Here is a 16,142-nt window from a genome sequence, read left to right as displayed (position 1 = left end):
CATTCTATGTCAAAATTTAGGAAGGAGGTGCAAAAGCACTGCCTTTTTTATTTTATCCCGCTATTTGTCGGGCTGCCCGTAAAAGTCCGATTGGTGAGGGTTGATAATCAGTGGGGGATGAACAAAACCCCCACTGATTAAAGTTTCATTTTATGTTCCAATCTATTTTTAACTTTCCTTTTAGCTGATTTCCGCTAACTATAATGTAATAAGTTCCTGTCTTAATTGCCGCGAACTGGTATGTATTAGGTCCAGCTGGAGCTAAATAATTTTCTTCCTCTTGAAATTCACTAGCCATTTTTATGTCCCCCATGTAGCCATTCGAATTTTCAGCTCGTGATTCAATGGTGAATTCTAATATGTCCCCTCGTTTTAGTTCAATTGGGACTTTATGTTTACCACTAAAATGTTGAAAAGATGCTTCGAAAGAGTTATCTGTTTTTGTTTCGACCCATTGTTCTTTTGATGTTCCAAACCTTTCTAAATCTACTAAGTTAATTGTGATAAATATAATAAACACAATGCTTGGTACGAAATATTGTAGCCACTTAAATTTTGTTGCTATAACTGTACATAAATAGAAAGAAAGAGAACATAATGCACCAATTGATCCGAGGAACAAGAACTGTATTAGACTAGCTTCTTTAAATGTTAGGAAGGGAAGAAAAAATAAATAGCCGCAAAAAATATAAAGTAATAATGTCTTCAGTCTTGTATGTGTTTTTAATTTCAATTTATCGATGCAAATAGAACAAAAAAATGCATATGCAGCAAGAATAGGAACGAAGGGAACATATAGCAGTTCTCGTAATCCAGCTAAGAAACTATATAATGTTTGTTGACTAGTTGTTAAGAGAAGCGTGCTAATAAATAATAATAATAGGAAAGTCGCTGTAAGCTTAGTAAGAATATAGGAAAAAGTAGATGTTTTATTCATATGTCACTTCCTTTGTTTAATATTTCACATTCATTATATAGGTTATTTTCATCATAATACATCCTTATTTTTGTCAATTATTATAGTCGTAATGACAATTATAATTGACAAAAATAAGGATATTATTTACAATTTTAATTAAATAAATGAAAAAGAGGGAAGATATGAAGCTTCAAAATCGAGTGAGGGAATTGCGAGCAAAGCATCGTTTATCACAAGGGGATTTAGGGAAAGCGATTGGCTCATCACGGCAAACGATTAGTTTAATTGAGCGTGGGGATTATGCACCATCTATTGTATTGTCGTTAAAAATCGCAAAAATTTTCAATGTACCGGTGGAGGAAATATTCACGTTAGTGGAGGGGGAAGAGGACGATGAAGAGTAAACGAAAAAAACAATTTGATTTTGTGGGGAAAATAGCATTAAGTATGATGGGTGGTTTTTTAACATCTTATATAGCTTTAGATTTACTCTCGGATGAACCGAGAAAATTATCATCTAATCTATTTATAGGTGTATGTACTATTTTTGGAATTTTAATGATGTACTACACTTGGAAGAATACACGTATGTTAGCGGAAGCACGCGATGAAGAAGAGAGCGTACAAGGCAGAAAATTAGGCATTATAAGTATATATTTACGTGTAGGTGATATAGTTACGCAGGCATGGTTTGTATATGCAGTTATTACATGTAGACGTGCACTGGTGCAGGATACAAATGTTTCATTTGCGGTGTGGAATTTAGTAGCTTCTATTGTCTGTTTAACTACTGTAGTGATTATCGGGCTCATAACAAAAAATCGTTATAATAAGCTATATCCTGAACAAGGTGTAACATATATGGAATCTATGAAAATGTGGACGAAAAACGCAGATGAAGGATTAAAACACATTGTGCATGAGGCTGGATATAAAGCGTATGAATTTACGAATACAATATTAGCATATGTATGGTGGGCTGCCGTTATATATACAGCGGCTAGTAATATCGATTTTGTATTAATTGGCTTAATCTCATTTATTTGGATATTGCATCTCGGAAAATTCATGTACGAAATGCAGAGGAAAATGATTTATTAAGGAGAGAAAAGAGTGGATATTTTAAGAAGGCCAGCTAGTTCAATGACGGCGGCGCTAGTTTTGTCCATTTTATACGGAGTAATCCGAACTGGAAAATTAGAAGTAATGTTGAATATATGGGCAGTATTTGGAATTGTATTATTAGTGTTAGCCATTCATGAGCTAGGGCACGTACTATTTGGCTTGATAGGTGGTTTGAATTTTAAATTTATGACAGTAGGACCTATCACTGTTCAAAAGGAAAAAGGCAAATTACGCATTCGAGAAAATAAATTATGGGCGTACTTTGGTGGCGTGGTGATGTTAGCGCCGTCTTCTATAGAGACACCGAACCTTTCAAAGAAATGGGCATGGATGACTTTAGGTGGGCCAATTATGAGTTTACTATTCGGTATTACTTCAGGTTACATATATATGGTGAGTTATTATCAATATCTTTTATATTTTTCCGTTTTCCACTTTGTGATTTTTGCAGTTACAATCGTGCCGATAAAAGGAACGCTTCTGAGTGATGGTATGCAATTTCTCATTTTAATTAAAGATGATGAAAAAGCTAAGCAGCATTTATATACGATTCAAATATCGAGTGAGTTATTTAGTTATAAAAGACCGAAAGATTGGGATGAGAGATTAGTAGAACTTAGTGAGGAAAAATTAAAAGAGGATAAAAGTATAAGAGAGATAATGAGCGGACTTATGCTCGTCTTTTATGCCCGAGCTGATCAAAGGGGAATGGAAAGAGCAATACCGTATATAGAACAAATTGTTCAACTATCTGTAACGAAGGAAAATAAATTTTTCGTTAGTAGTTTTCATAGTTGGTATCTTTTATATAAAGCTCTTTATCAGATAAATAGCCTTTCTCTGCAAGAAGCAAAGGAACATGCAAAGGCCATTACCAAAATGGATTTAAACGGATATTACCGTACACAAGGAATTATTAAATATTTAGAGGACGATATGGAAGCTTCCCGCACTTATATGAAGAAAGCTGATAAAGAATTGGAGAGTGCTGAGAAGAGTGGAATGGGATATTTACAAGTAGAGAGAGAATGGTTTGAGCAGCTACAGGCGAGGGTATCTTACGATGGGTGAGGTATCCTCTTTTTTATATGTCATCTTATAACGTTCCATAAACAGCCTAGGACGAGTAAAATAAGATAAGAAGAGCAAAGCTTGGAGGAAGTAAATATGGAAATTTTATCAATTGTTTTGATAGTCTTGCTCATTTATGTTGTTTTTAAAGTAGCATATGTAGCATTAAAGATACTCGCGATCCTATTAATTATCTTTTTAATCGTAGAGTTCGGCAGTAAGTTGCTTGGGGGATAGGGTATGTTGTGTGTTTCGAGTGTCGAAGATTGTCGTTAAATCGATATCTTGTGTCGAATCGTCGATATAATGAAAAAATCGTTGATATAAGTGGAGAAACGATCGATATATTTGAAAAATCGTTGATATATTTAAGTGAATACTAAGTGGGGTATATGGAAAAGAAGTTGCCGTGGAGGTAACTTCTTTTTATTTTGGTGATGGAGTATGAACAGGAAAGAATAGCAAACAAAAAAGCCGGAAGATATTCTTCCAGCTTACGAGTTACTTTCAATTTGACGACCATTTTCTTCTTCAGTGTCTTGTAAAAGATTGAATACATCTGCTAGGCAGAATGCGATAAACCAAGTCCATAGACCGTGGAAGAAAGCAGAGCTTAATTGAAGTGGTAATGTATAGTTTGTCATTGAGTAGGAAATACATCCACCAACGATTCCGATCATTGTTAATAACATTGTTTTTTGAGCATTTTCTTCTGGATTGAAGAGGAAATAAATGTATCCGCCTAAAATTGAAGCGCTTACAAGTGTTTCGATTCCATTAAAAATGATATTCTCTCCAAGCTGAGTGTTTGTCCAGAAGCAAATCACACCGCCGATAATGGCAAACAGGACAGCTATTGTATATCGTATATATTGATTCATATGTTCATCTCCTTATGTAATAAGATGATTTGGAAGTCAAAAAGGTAGGTATAGTATATTGAAGTGAATTTTAGTTGTACGTATCTTTTTATAAAAAGATTAGTGAAGAATAACTAAGATGATCGGTTTTTAAACCGTTACGTGTATGGTGACTGAAATATACCCGACTTCTCGTTTCTTTTTGTTTGTAAAATATGAGAAACTTCCAAGTCTATATACTCTTTTTTTGTGAGTCTGTTTTCATTATAACACATTTAGGGACACAATAATAGAATTATCTGATTTTGTAATAAGTGTAAAAAATAAAAAGCGCAAGGAATGTTAGTTCCTTGCGCTTTTTTATATGCGTTTGAAACGGCCGACAATTTCAACTGTTTCAGTAATGTTCATGAATGCTTTGTTATCCACTTGACGGATAATACGTTTCATTTCGCCTAACTCATATCGAGTCACGACAGTGTAAATCATTTTTTTCTTATGGTTTGTATAGCCGCCGACAGCATCTACCATTGTCACCCCGCGTATGCCGTGATGTAATAGTGCGCTTTTTATTTCCTCACCTTTTTCTGTAACTGTCATTATCGTTAATTTAATATGTTTTGTATGCACGGCATCAATTACTTTGCTGACTACAAACCGGCTAATTAACGTATAAAGCGTAATATCCCATCCGAAAATAAATCCTGCTACAACAAGTAAGATCAAGTTGAATCCAAAGATGATTGCTCCAATCGAAATATCTCGATGTTTTGCTACAATCAATCCAACGACATCAAAACCACCTGTTGAAGAAGCAAATCGGAATATGATTCCTGAAGCTGCTCCGCAAATTACACCACCGAATACAGAAGAAAGTAAAATATCGTCTGAAACTTGATGTACTGGGATAATGTTCATCGCTAAAGATGATACAGCTACAAAATACGCTGTTAAAAAGGTTGTCTTCTTGCCTAAGTAAAAGTGACTTAAAATAAGAAGAGGAATGTTTAGTAAAAAGATAAGTGCACCGATATTGTAATGCATTAAATAACCGATAATCATCCCTACACCAGCAAATCCACCGCTAATCATATTATGCGGGATAAAAAACATGTTCATAGAAATTGCATACAAAATAGAAGCTATGAAAATAACAACCAACTGTATCATAAATTCTAAGTGAAATGTTTTAGCTGCTGGGAAAGATAAAAAGGCGGTGTCGGGAACGTAATCGGCGTCTCCTAGTTGACCCATAGTATGTTTCATCTCCATATTCATTTTTGATTACAAGAAGAGAATAAAGGTTTTTTCAAAAACTGGCAATAGTTTTATTATAATGCAAAAATTTTATAAATTTCTAATAAATCAAGCCTATTCATTGATGTGCGTGAATATACTAAAGAAAGCGAATACAATGTTTCTTAATTATTGTTTTCTTGAGAAAATATGCAAAATACTTTTTTTGAAAATAAAAGGAAATAGAGAATATTTGTCCGATGTGCTAAAATGAGCTTATTAAGGATGTGAAGCGATGGAATTTTTATTGCAGGATGCAATTCTATATATATCGTTTGTAACAACGGCGCTTTGTTTATTAGAAGTTTTCTTCCTTGCCAATGTTTCTCGCTTTGTGCGTCAGCAAGCATCGAGCGGTAAACAAAGAGCTTTTGCGTTAGTTGATACATGTGAAGATAGTGCAGGAAATGTAACGCTATTTTCTATTTTTTATAAATATGGAATGATTCGTTCTGTTCGCAGACAAGAATCAAGTGAAGAGAATGACGAGATCGGTCCGTATACACCAATGTTTCGCTAAATAATTACGAAACATTGGAGGAATGAACATGTTAAAATCATATCGAGCTGTGCTCGTTAGTTTATCATTATTACTTGTTTTTGTTTTATCTGGTTGCAGTAATGCGGCCCCAATTGATGCACATAGTACTGGGATTTGGGATCATTACTTTGTATATCCAATCTCGTTTATGATTCAATTTGTTGCTCATCATATACCTGGAGCTAGCTTCGGGATTGCGATCATTATCATGACGCTCGTTATTCGTTCAGCAATGATTCCATTAGCTGTTTCACAATACCGTAGCCAAGCGAAAATGAAAAAAATGCAACCTGAATTGCAGAAGTTAAAGAAAAAATACGGTGATGTAAGCAAAGATCTTGAAAAACAAAAGCAGTATCAAAAAGAAATGTCAGAACTAATGAAATCAGGCGGTTGGAATCCACTTGCTGGTTGTTGGCCAATTTTTATACAAATGCCGATTTTCTCTGCTTTGTATTATGCGATTAGCCGAACAGAAGAGATTCGCACATCTTCATTTTTATGGGTGAACTTAGGACATGCAGATCCATATCATATATTACCGATTATTGCAGCGTTAACGACATTTATTCAGATGAAAGTTTTCCAATCTAATATCACACCTGGAGAACAAGTACAAATGCTAAAAATGCAGCAAATTATGATGCCAGCAATGATTCTATTTATGGGATTTGCGGCGCCATCAGGTCTTGTACTGTATTGGATTACAGGTAACCTATTTACAATGACACAAACAATTGTATTAAGAAAAATAATGGAACGTGAAGAATTACAATTACAAAAAGCTTAGAACAACGCCGCTCGTGATGAGCGGTGTTTTTTTGTTAAGTCGTTAAGGGTATTTTAAGAAACCAATATTACTATAGGCATTGTATACGAAAGTGTACATGCTTTAGAAATATGAAGGAGGAAATTTCCTATGAAGAAGAAAACAGTTGGGTATTTAGCAATTGCAGGTGCTTTATCATTTGGAATTATAGGAGGAGTGGGTGTACCAGCATTTGCGGCAACGAATACTCCAGCAGCGGATCAACCTACAAAAACGGTGAAGAAAGATTTAGATGACGCTACAAAACAAAAAGTGAAAACAATTATGGACGATACAAAGAAACAATTAGAGGAGCTAGGTGTAAAGCTACCTGAGAAAGAGAAACGAAAAGATATGTTTGCAGGATTAGATTATCAGGCGAAAGCAAAAGCGAAATCAATTTTAGAGAAAGAGAAATCTGGGAAGTTAACACATGAACAAGCGCAAGAAGAATTAACAAAGCTAGGTGTGAAATTGCCGGAGAAGGGTAAACACAAGGATATGTTTGCAGAATTAGATGATCAGGCGAAAGCAAAAGCGAAGTCAATTTTAGAGCAAGAGAAATCCGGAAAATTAACACGTGAACAAGCAAAAGAAGAATTAACAAAGCTAGGCGTGAAATTGCCAGAGAAGGGTAAACATAAGGATATGTTTGCAGGATTAGATGATCAGGCGAAAGCAAAAGCGAAATCGATTTTAGAGCAAGAGAAATCCGGAAAATTAACACGTGAACAAGCAAAAGAAGAATTAACAAAGTTAGGCGTGAAACTTCCAGAGAAAGAGAAGCATGAAGACATCTTCGCGGGATTAGATGAAGCAACAAAGGCAAAAGCAAAAGCAGTTCTAGAAAATGAAAAGAAACAATTAGAGGAATTAAATGTGAATCTTCCACATCATAAATTTTTTATGAAAAAAGAAGATAAATAATTGAGCTATGTATCTTTCGTGTGGGCAACCGGAAGGTACATGCGAGGACCGATTTCTACTTATAGAAATCGGTCTCTTTTAATGATTCAATAAAATTCTTTTCATTGTTAGTATGTATCCAAAGATGCAGTAGAAGATTGCAAAACCGATAAACACTTCCGTATATTGATATTTACCCAATACGTAGAAGGAAACAGCTGGCATAATAGCTACCGCTAAAATGCTATAACCAGGATACTTTTGCCGATGCATGATAGCGAATAGAACAGAGAGAAACGTAGCGATGATACAAAAGACAGCAATCATTATTGGTGCACCTCCTAAATGGATTGTACCATTTTTAGGGAAATGGAGAAGTGTCGTACCTTCTGTTATAATATAAGAAGAGAAATATTTCTTATGTTATATAAAAAATATATTGATTTTTTCTAACAATTCAATATAATGAACAATAACTACAAAATTCGACATCAAGAAGTGATGATGAGGACATGATCAATTTTTTACGATTCTCAGAGAGGGAAGCCTTTGGCTGTGAGCTTCCTAGTACGGGAAAATAGATTACCACCTCTGAACTGCAGCAGTGAACGGATACCTAGTAATTGCTTGCCGGCAAAAACCGTTATTTAGACTTGAGAAATTGGTGAAGTATGTCACTTTGCGAATTGAAACAAGGGTGGAACCACGATTATAACACTCGTCCCTTTTTTAGGGAGGAGTGTTTTTTTATTTCATTTTTGCATCACACTAGGATTGGAAGGAGGATACGCAGCATGCATCATGATGAGAAAAACAAAATTGGTTTAACAGTAGCGCTTTCTATCGTAGTAGGGACTATCATTGGATCTGGTGTGTTTATGAAACCAGGGAGCGTATTAGATTACTCAGGGAGTTCTAATATGGCTATTCTTGCTTGGGTAATTGGTGGTCTGTTGACACTAGCAAGTGGTTTAACAGTAGCTGAAATTGGAGCGCAAATCCCGAAAAATGGTGGGTTGTATACGTATTTAGAGGAGATTTACGGAAGTTTTTGGGGGTATTTATCAGGCTGGATGCAAACGATTGTGTATGGCCCAGCTATTATTGGAACGTTAGGGTTGTATTTTAGTTCTTTAATGATCAATTTTTTCTATTTAGATAAAGTATGGAATTTACCAATCGCAATTGGTACCGTTGTGTTCCTAGGCGTTGTAAATAGTATGGGGACAAAATATGGAGGTATCGTCCAAACGGTTACGACAATAGGGAAGATGATTCCGATCATTTTAATTGTTGTATTAGGCTTTTGGAAAGGAAATAGTGATATTTTTAACGTAGTAGTGCCGATATCAGAAAATCAAAGTATAGGTATGGCAATTTTAGCAACTTTATTTGCTTATGACGGTTGGATTTTACTCGCTTCCATAGGCGGAGAAATGAAGAATCCAACAAAGTTATTACCGAAGGCAATGACAGTTGGTATTTTAATTGTAACTGCTGCTTACGTATTAATTAACTTAGCGTTACTGAATGTATTACCAGCAACACAAATTGTAGACCTTGGAGAAAATGCAACAGCGACAGCTGCAGGCATGCTACTTGGAGAATATGGCGGAAAAATTATTAGTATCGGTATTATCGTTTCTATTTTCGGTTGTTTAAATGGAAAGATTTTAACGTTCCCGCGTATCCCGATGTCGATGGCAGAACGTGGACAACTTCCATTTGCTAAGTTTATTGCAAAGGAAAGTCCAAGATTTAAAACACCAGCAAATGCGATTACTGTTGAAATCATTTTAGGAATTATTTTAATGATTATTAGTGATCCAAATAAGCTATCTGAGATTTCCGTATTCATTATTTATATTTTCTATGTAATGACGTTTATTGGTGTCTTCATTTTAAGAAAACGTAATAAGAATAAAGAGCGTGCATATAGTGTACCTTTATTCCCAATCGTACCAATCGTAGCGATTTTAGGTTCGTTCTTTGTAATTGGTAGTGCAATTATCAATGATCCGGTAAGTTGTTTCTTATCAATTGGAATTGTCTTTACGGGACTTCCGGTGTATTGGTATTTAAATAAGAAGAAAGAAACTGAATGATGGAGGGGTAGGTGTATAATGCGCCTACCTTTTTTATTGTAAAAAAATTGTACTTGCTTACAGTTTCTATTTTGGTTACTATAATAGTAGTAACCAAAATAGAAAGCGTGGGGAAAGACTTGAATTTTCGTGTATATATTTTAGCTATTGCGGCTTTCGTAGTCGGAACGGTTGAGCTAATTATAGGAGGAACGCTTGATTTAGTTGCCAATGATTTAGGAGTATCTATTAGCGCAGCTGGTCAGCTTATAACAATATTTTCAGTAGTATTTGCTTTATCAGGTCCAGTTTTATTAGCGGTAACAGGAAAGTTTGAAAGAAAAACATTATACATTGGGGCATTATCAATTTTCTTAATCGGAAATATTATTTCAGCATTTAGTGTAAATTACGAAATGTTAATGTTCTCAAGGGTAATTTGTGCGGCAAGTGGTTCATTAATTATTGCGCTATCTGTAACACTTGCTTCTAGCGTTGTAGAACCGCATTTTCGTGCGCGTGCAATTGGAATTATTTTCATGGGGATTAGTGGCTCTCTCGTACTTGGGGTACCACTTGGTCTTGTGCTCGGCAATGCATATGGATGGCGTGCACCATTTGTATTCATTTCGATATTAACAGTTATGGCAATCGCTTGTATTTCAGTATTCTTAACGAAAGTACCGCCGACATCGGTGTTATCAATAAGAGAGCAAATTGCTACGTTGAAAGATAAAAAAATTGTGAGTGCACAGTTAACATCATTTTTATTTTTAACAGGTCATTTAACACTGTATGCATACTTAACACCATTTTTAAAAGATGTGATGCATGTGGAAGCGAACTGGATTAGTGTGTTTTACTTCATTTTCGGAATCGCAGCGGTACTTGGAGGCGGCCTTGGGGGCTTGCTTGCTGATAAATGGGGATCGAAGAAAAGTATTATTTCCATCATTATCGTATTTGCATGTGCAATCTTTATGTTGCCAATGATGACATTTTCATTCCCGCTCTTCATTATTATGATGGGACTTTGGAGTATGCTGAGCTGGGCTATTTCACCAGCACAACAAAATTACTTAATTGAAATTGCACCAGAATCAGCTGGTATTCAGCAAAGTTTAAATAACTCTGCCCTTCACTTAGGAATTGCGCTCGGTTCAACAGTAGGCGGAGTTGTTATTGAAAAATCATCTGTTATATATAACGCTTGGGTAGGCGGTGGCTTTATTATATTAGCACTGCTTTGTGCGATTTTCTCCATTACGAGAGGACGTTCTACTCAGTTTGTGAAAGAAGAATCTATCGTTTGATAGGTTCTTTTTTTATTTGTAAAAAATGGAAGGGGTTAGTAGAAAAATGAAGAAGGTATATATAGCGAGGTGATAGTATATGTATTCAAGTTTTTCAATCATTGGTTTTTTATTTACGATCATACCATTCTTTCTTGTAATTTTTCTCTTTAGATGGGTTCGTTTCATTTATCAAAATTCAGAGAAACAAGTGGAGCAAAATGAGAAAATCATTGAGCTGTTGATGGATATAAAGGAACAAAATGAAAAGGAGTCTAAGTGAAAAACTAGACTCCTTTTTATTATTTAATTAGTATCTTAATTTCATCAACAAATTCTTAATTTCCTCATCTTCCATAAAGAGATCATGGTGTTTCTGGGTAATTTTCGCAAGTGCAACGTCATGATAGAAGAATTCTGTAAAGAACTTCACGAAAGGTTGTGACATTGTTTTCATTGCTTGCCATGACTCTTGTTCTACACCAGCAAATAAAATTTCACGGTCGTCAACGATGAGTAGTAAGTAGCGCTCTAATGCATTAGGTTCTTCAGCTGGGATTAGAAAATGCATGTTTTCTAAATCTGTTTCTACTTTTCCAACTATAAGGGACTCAATTTGGACGCCTTGTTTTGCTTTTTGTTCTAGTAAAGGAAGGTATTCTGAAAGAGTATCATTCCAAGCTGAAATACGAATCGATTTTTTTGCACTTTCAATGAGCTCTTTACTTTGAACTCGAATAGAAGATTGCATCTTTAAGCTCCACACACGGTCATCCGTAAATGATTTTTTTGATATATTCGTTTCTAAGTCTTTAATATTTGATTGGAATTCTGTCGTTAATTTTTCAATTGCTAGTTTTAGTGGTAATGCTGTATACAACTTTTTCTTTTCTGAAACAGAATCCATTACCATTCCTTTATCTATCAGGCGTGCTAGCACTTCATATATTTTTGCTTTTGGAACACCAGAGTGCTTCACAATTGTTGTAGCATCTAACGGTTCATTGCTTGATACGACAACTTCATAAGCTTGGCTTTCATATTGTGAGAAACCGAATTTTTGTAACATAGTTCCCTCCGAACGAATGAGATTATATTTTAAGGATAATGAACTATTTGTTTTTGCACAAGTGGTAGTCCGTTTTCTAATTGTATTAAGGTGAGAATTAATTTCAATTTTTTAATTTTATCTATTATACTTAATATAGTGATTAATGAGATTTTAATTTAATGCGAAGGGGATGCTTGGGGAAAGATGTTAAGAAGTTTACGTTTAAAAATTGCGGTAGTATTTTCAGTGCTTATTTCTATGATGTTCGTAGTATTGGGTACAGCTATGTATCAATTACAGAAAGAGAAAGAAGTAAGTTCCTTAGACCAGTATTCTCAAAATACGATGGATCTTGTGACAGAGCAACTTACGACATTTGTTCAAAGAACTGATGAAGATATGGGGTATTATGCGAACAGTGAGATGATTCGTAATATGATTCAAGATGGAGTTACTCCAGAAGAGGAAGCATTTTTAACGAAAGAGTTTGCGGAGTATAAAAAGAACCATCCTGGTATTTTAGATTTATATATTGGTACGAAAGATAAAAAAACATTAAGTGCCAATCTTGCTGAAGGTGGAAAAGTGCCGGAAGGATATGATCCAACGACAAGACCGTGGTATAAAGATTCAGAGGCTGATGTGAAAAAGGTTCATTGGGGACAACCTTCATATGAAATCGCGACAGGAAAGTTAAGTGTAGGGGTTTCTAAAGCTATTACGTCTGAAGATGGTTCTGTATTAGGCGTTGTTGCGATGGATGTATCGCTCGGAACAATTCAGAAGTTACTTCATAATATTCAATACAATAATGATGGAGAAATGTTTATTATAAATGATAAAAATATAGCTCTTGTTTACCCAGAAAAGATAGGGAAAGATATTTCTAAAGAGCCATTGCTGAAGAGTTTGAATAAAGATGTTACAAAATATGCTGAAACTACATTAAAAGGTGAGGATGTAGTTGTTTATAGTCAGTTATTTGATGCGATGAAATGGAAGATAGGAATTTTTTATCCGAAACAAACAATTGATGGATTGTTAAGTAGTATGAGAAATACAGTCATTATAATGGCATGTATTAGTTTATTAGTTGGAATAGTAGCTTCCTATTTATTTTCAAGAAGATTAGCAAGGCCACTGCAATTATTAACGAATCACGTTCAAAAAGTAGCAGGAGGAGATTTAACACTGCAAATGAAAGTGACAAGTAAAGATGAGGTTGGAGAGCTGACGAACCATTTTAATCATATGGTTGGGCAAATGAATGAAATGGTAAGTAAAATTAAAAATAGTGTATCAACAGTGCAGCAATCAACGAATAATCTCCATTATTTAACGAATGAAACGGTGGCCGCTAGTAGAGAAGTGTCAGGTGCAATGGATGATGTGAGCGTGGGAGCTTCTACTCTTGCCAATAGTGTAGATGAAGTTTCAGCTCAGCTTGAGAACATGGCGCAGTCAGTGGAAGAAATGAATAGCTCCGTTGGTGAAATAGAAGGAGTGGCTGGTAAAGCGGAAAAGGCATCTAAGCAAGGGTTAAATACGATGCAGAATTTAGTTCGTACAAGAGGAGAGTCATCTTCGATTGTTGTTCATACAGAGGAAGCATCTGGTAAGTTAGAGCAAAAAGTCGGATCGATTCAAAATGTTGTAGAGCTTATAAAAGGTATTTCGGATCAAACGAACTTACTTGCTTTAAACGCTTCGATTGAAGCAGCACGTGCAGGTGAGCAAGGTAAGGGATTTGCTGTTGTGGCTGAGGAAGTTCGAAAGTTAGCGGAACAATCAAAAGAGGCAACAGGAGAAATCGCAACGATGATTGGCGATGTCCAATTAGAAGTAAAACGAGTTGTAGAGGTCGTAAGTAAATTGAAAGATATTGCTGATATACAAAATAAAGTGACGACAGAGGCAGAGGCGGAATTCCGTACAATTATGTCGGTGGTAAATACGATTAGTATCTCAGTTGAAAAAATTGTAGAAGAAGTAAACAATATAGGTCACGAGCAAGGGGAAATTACAGAGGTAATGCATACAATTGCCGGTACGAGTCAAGAAAGCGCAGCTGTTTCGGAAGAGGTAAATGCTGCAACTGAATCTCAAGTGAATCATCTAGAAAAGGTAGCTCATACGATGGAAAGCTTGACGGAGCACATGAGAGACTTAGAAAGATTAGTTGAGCAATTTAAAATAGAGGAATAACAAATTAGTAAAATGATGAGGATTTCGGTAAAATAGACAATGGATATATAAGAAGCAAGTATAGGAGGAAGACTACTATGGCAATTGTTGACGTATCGATTATTCCGGTAGGAACAGGTAATCCAAGTGTTAGTGAATATGTAGCAGAAGTACAAAAGGTGCTAGAGAAAAATGCAGATCGCGTGAAGTATCAATTAACACCAATGAATACAATTATTGAAGGAGATCTTCCTGTCATTCTAGAAGTCATTCAACAAATGCATGAAGTTCCATATACGAAAGGTGCACAGCGCGTTGCGACAACAATTCGTATCGATGATCGTCGTGATAAAGTAAGCACAATGGAGAAGAAATTAAACTCTGTTCGATCAAAATTATAAGAAAAAGCAGCGATCTTCGCTGCTTTTTTCATATAGGAGGTAGATAAGATGAGTGAAAAGTTTAACGAACAATTTGATGGGTTGTTAGAGAAATACACGGAACTATTACTTGGAGAGAGCAATGAAGAAAGAAAAGAACAGGTGCAGAAGTGGGCACTGTATTCTTACATAGCTAAGACGATGCCGGCTTTAGTTAAGCATTGGAATGAGACGTATCCCGATGCGAAAGAAGAAATGGTACAGTTAATTTCGGATATAAAAAAGATAAATGAAGAGAAGCGAAATGAAAAATAAGAGAGCTTGAGGTGAATGTCACCTTAAGCTTTTTTTATCTCGTAAAAACCCGATTGGTGAGGGTTAATAATCAGAGGGGGAGGGCCCGCCTTATTCTAATTGAATTTTCACTTTATTAATATCTTTATATAATTTATATGGAATATAAAGGGTTTTATAGACATGTCGAATATTTTCGACATGTCTATTTGAGGCCCAGTAAACCCGTTTTTTCTAAATGTCGAAAAATATTCCCTTTATATTTGTAAGCAAGAATATAAGGTTTTAAATGTTTTTATAGTATTTTATAAATTGTCTAAATAATTATTTGTATCAAATAATTTTAAAGAATGATATAATTTCGAAGAGGGGTAAAAAACAGATAAATTACAGTCATAGGGGTGAATTACATGGAACAATTAATGCGAAATTCGTTTCTTTTCTTGTCAAAAAATAAAGCGCTAACAAAGTTAGCTAAAAAGTACGGTTTACGCTTTGGAGCAGGTCGTTTTGTCGCAGGGGAGACAATCGAATTAGCGACAGCAGCTATTAAACAATTGAACAAGCAAGGCCTTTGTGTAACGATCGATTATTTAGGTGAATTTGTTGATAACGAAGCGGAAGCAAATGAAATGGCTAGCGAATCGATTGAAGCGATTCGTGCAATTGGAAGAGAAGGTCTTAATTCGCAGCTTTCTTTAAAGATGACTTCTATGGGATTAGATATCTCTGATGAAATCGTAATGAACAATATGCGCCGTATTTTAGAAGCTGGAAAAGAAAATGGTGTGTTTATTACAATTGATATGGAAGACTATACGCGCTGCGGGAAAACAATTGAGATCTTTAAACAATTAAAATCTGAATACGATAATATTGGTACAGTTATTCAAGCTTACTTATATCGTACAGAAAAAGATATGGAAGAATTAAATGCTTATAGTCCTAATTTACGTCTTGTAAAAGGAGCTTATAAAGAACCTGAAGATGTAGCGTTCCCGGATAAGAAAGATGTAGATGATAACTATAAAAAAATTATTAAAATGCACTTATTAAATGGAAATTATACTGCAATTGCTTCACATGACGAAGCAATTATTGAATATACGAAAAAACTTGCCGAAGAACACAATATTCCAAGAGACCAATTTGAATTCCAAATGTTATATGGTATTCGTAATGAGCGTCAACTTGAGCTTGTAAAAGAAGGCTACAAGATGCGTGTTTATGTACCTTATGGAAACGACTGGTATGGCTATTTCATGCGCCGTCTAGCAGAGCGTCCAGCGAACGTTGCGTTCGTATTAAAAGGTATGGTTAAAAAATAACCA

At 35.2% G+C, this 16,142-nt stretch carries 19 protein-coding genes and 1 other annotated feature; of the genes, 14 read left to right on the top strand and 5 right to left on the bottom strand.

The annotated features are described in order from the left end of the window. Positions 1-145: 145 nt before the first annotated feature. Positions 146-937: a hypothetical protein gene (locus BTOYO_RS11395; protein ID WP_001044578.1), complete on the bottom strand. Its 792-nt coding sequence runs from the start codon at positions 935-937 to the stop codon at positions 146-148. A gap of 164 nt (positions 938-1,101) precedes the next feature. Here BTOYO_RS11395 and BTOYO_RS11390 point away from each other — a divergent pair, with 164 nt between their 5' ends. The 4 genes from BTOYO_RS11390 to BTOYO_RS26295 all read left to right on the top strand — a co-directional run bounded on the left by BTOYO_RS11390 (position 1,102) and on the right by BTOYO_RS26295 (position 3,352). After that, the gene (locus BTOYO_RS11390) at positions 1,102-1,323 is read left to right on the top strand and encodes a helix-turn-helix transcriptional regulator (protein WP_000776158.1); all 222 of its coding nucleotides are present in this window, start codon (positions 1,102-1,104) and stop codon (positions 1,321-1,323) included. Then, positions 1,313-2,020 carry a DUF3169 family protein gene (locus BTOYO_RS11385; protein ID WP_000837707.1) on the top strand — a complete coding sequence of 236 codons (708 nt, stop codon included), beginning with the start codon at positions 1,313-1,315 and terminating at the stop codon, positions 2,018-2,020. The genes BTOYO_RS11390 and BTOYO_RS11385 overlap by 11 nt, the downstream gene beginning before the upstream one ends. 42 nt (positions 2,021-2,062) lie before the next feature. Further along, on the top strand, positions 2,063-3,115 hold the full coding sequence (locus BTOYO_RS11380) for a site-2 protease family protein (protein ID WP_002093078.1): 1,053 nt from the start codon (positions 2,063-2,065) through the stop codon (positions 3,113-3,115). A gap of 96 nt (positions 3,116-3,211) precedes the next feature. Next, the gene (locus BTOYO_RS26295; protein WP_000404759.1) at positions 3,212-3,352 is read left to right on the top strand and encodes a DUF3985 family protein; all 141 of its coding nucleotides are present in this window, start codon (positions 3,212-3,214) and stop codon (positions 3,350-3,352) included. Between the two features lie 257 nt (positions 3,353-3,609). On the opposite strand, the gene BTOYO_RS11375 is transcribed toward BTOYO_RS26295, so the two are convergent. Both BTOYO_RS11375 and BTOYO_RS11370 read right to left on the bottom strand, forming a co-directional pair. Beyond that, positions 3,610-3,996 carry a DUF3938 domain-containing protein gene (locus tag BTOYO_RS11375; RefSeq protein WP_001077779.1) on the bottom strand — a complete coding sequence of 129 codons (387 nt, stop codon included), beginning with the start codon at positions 3,994-3,996 and terminating at the stop codon, positions 3,610-3,612. A gap of 339 nt (positions 3,997-4,335) precedes the next feature. Beyond that, entirely contained in the window at positions 4,336-5,229 is an 894-nt protein-coding gene (locus tag BTOYO_RS11370; RefSeq protein ID WP_000530042.1) for a YitT family protein, read from the bottom strand. 277 nt (positions 5,230-5,506) lie between these two features. Between BTOYO_RS11370 and BTOYO_RS11365 the strand changes: the two genes are divergently transcribed. The 3 genes from BTOYO_RS11365 to BTOYO_RS11355 all read left to right on the top strand — a co-directional run bounded on the left by BTOYO_RS11365 (position 5,507) and on the right by BTOYO_RS11355 (position 7,547). Continuing rightward, a complete protein-coding gene (locus BTOYO_RS11365) occupies positions 5,507-5,791 on the top strand; it encodes a hypothetical protein (protein ID WP_000394927.1) in 285 nt (94 codons plus the stop codon). Positions 5,792-5,819: 28 nt separating this feature from the next. Next, the gene (gene yidC, locus BTOYO_RS11360; RefSeq protein WP_000920530.1) at positions 5,820-6,602 is read left to right on the top strand and encodes a membrane protein insertase YidC; all 783 of its coding nucleotides are present in this window, start codon (positions 5,820-5,822) and stop codon (positions 6,600-6,602) included. Positions 6,603-6,731: 129 nt separating this feature from the next. Beyond that, the gene (locus BTOYO_RS11355) at positions 6,732-7,547 is read left to right on the top strand and encodes a hypothetical protein (protein ID WP_000730868.1); all 816 of its coding nucleotides are present in this window, start codon (positions 6,732-6,734) and stop codon (positions 7,545-7,547) included. Positions 7,548-7,625: 78 nt separating this feature from the next. Here BTOYO_RS11355 and BTOYO_RS11350 read toward each other — a convergent pair whose 3' ends face one another. Next, the gene (locus BTOYO_RS11350; protein WP_000562240.1) at positions 7,626-7,853 is read right to left on the bottom strand and encodes a hypothetical protein; all 228 of its coding nucleotides are present in this window, start codon (positions 7,851-7,853) and stop codon (positions 7,626-7,628) included. Between the two features lie 165 nt (positions 7,854-8,018). Next, positions 8,019-8,255: a binding site (T-box leader), on the top strand. Between the two features lie 65 nt (positions 8,256-8,320). On the opposite strand from BTOYO_RS11350, the gene BTOYO_RS11345 reads away from it, so the two are divergent. The 3 genes from BTOYO_RS11345 (at position 8,321) to BTOYO_RS11335 (ending at position 11,185) form a co-directional block, all read left to right on the top strand. After that, a complete protein-coding gene (locus BTOYO_RS11345; protein WP_000546326.1) occupies positions 8,321-9,631 on the top strand; it encodes an APC family permease in 1,311 nt (436 codons plus the stop codon). Between the two features lie 107 nt (positions 9,632-9,738). Beyond that, entirely contained in the window at positions 9,739-10,923 is a 1,185-nt protein-coding gene (locus tag BTOYO_RS11340; protein ID WP_002039857.1) for an MFS transporter, read from the top strand. Between the two features lie 79 nt (positions 10,924-11,002). Beyond that, positions 11,003-11,185: a hypothetical protein gene (locus BTOYO_RS11335; RefSeq protein ID WP_000287384.1), complete on the top strand. Its 183-nt coding sequence runs from the start codon at positions 11,003-11,005 to the stop codon at positions 11,183-11,185. 27 nt (positions 11,186-11,212) lie between these two features. Here BTOYO_RS11335 and BTOYO_RS11330 read toward each other — a convergent pair whose 3' ends face one another. Then, entirely contained in the window at positions 11,213-11,971 is a 759-nt protein-coding gene (locus BTOYO_RS11330) for a TrmB family transcriptional regulator (RefSeq protein ID WP_000939470.1), read from the bottom strand. A 186-nt stretch (positions 11,972-12,157) separates the two neighbouring features. On the opposite strand from BTOYO_RS11330, the gene BTOYO_RS11325 reads away from it, so the two are divergent. The 4 genes from BTOYO_RS11325 (at position 12,158) to BTOYO_RS11310 (ending at position 16,139) form a co-directional block, all read left to right on the top strand. Next, positions 12,158-14,158 carry a methyl-accepting chemotaxis protein gene (locus BTOYO_RS11325; protein WP_000946374.1) on the top strand — a complete coding sequence of 667 codons (2,001 nt, stop codon included), beginning with the start codon at positions 12,158-12,160 and terminating at the stop codon, positions 14,156-14,158. Positions 14,159-14,235: 77 nt separating this feature from the next. Beyond that, positions 14,236-14,538 carry an MTH1187 family thiamine-binding protein gene (locus tag BTOYO_RS11320; RefSeq protein ID WP_001018860.1) on the top strand — a complete coding sequence of 101 codons (303 nt, stop codon included), beginning with the start codon at positions 14,236-14,238 and terminating at the stop codon, positions 14,536-14,538. Positions 14,539-14,586: 48 nt separating this feature from the next. After that, complete coding sequence (locus tag BTOYO_RS11315) at positions 14,587-14,832, top strand: YusU family protein (RefSeq protein WP_001290590.1); 246 nt, start codon at positions 14,587-14,589, stop codon at positions 14,830-14,832. Between the two features lie 389 nt (positions 14,833-15,221). Further along, positions 15,222-16,139 (top strand): proline dehydrogenase family protein, encoded by a 918-nt coding sequence (locus BTOYO_RS11310; protein ID WP_000436777.1) that lies wholly within the window; start codon positions 15,222-15,224, stop codon positions 16,137-16,139. Positions 16,140-16,142: the final 3 nt, after the last annotated feature.

Source organism: Bacillus toyonensis BCT-7112, assembly GCF_000496285.1.
GTDB lineage: Bacteria > Bacillota > Bacilli > Bacillales > Bacillaceae_G > Bacillus_A > Bacillus_A toyonensis.
The sequence above is the reverse complement of the archived record's forward strand: the minus strand, read 5'-3'. Positions and strand labels throughout refer to the sequence as shown.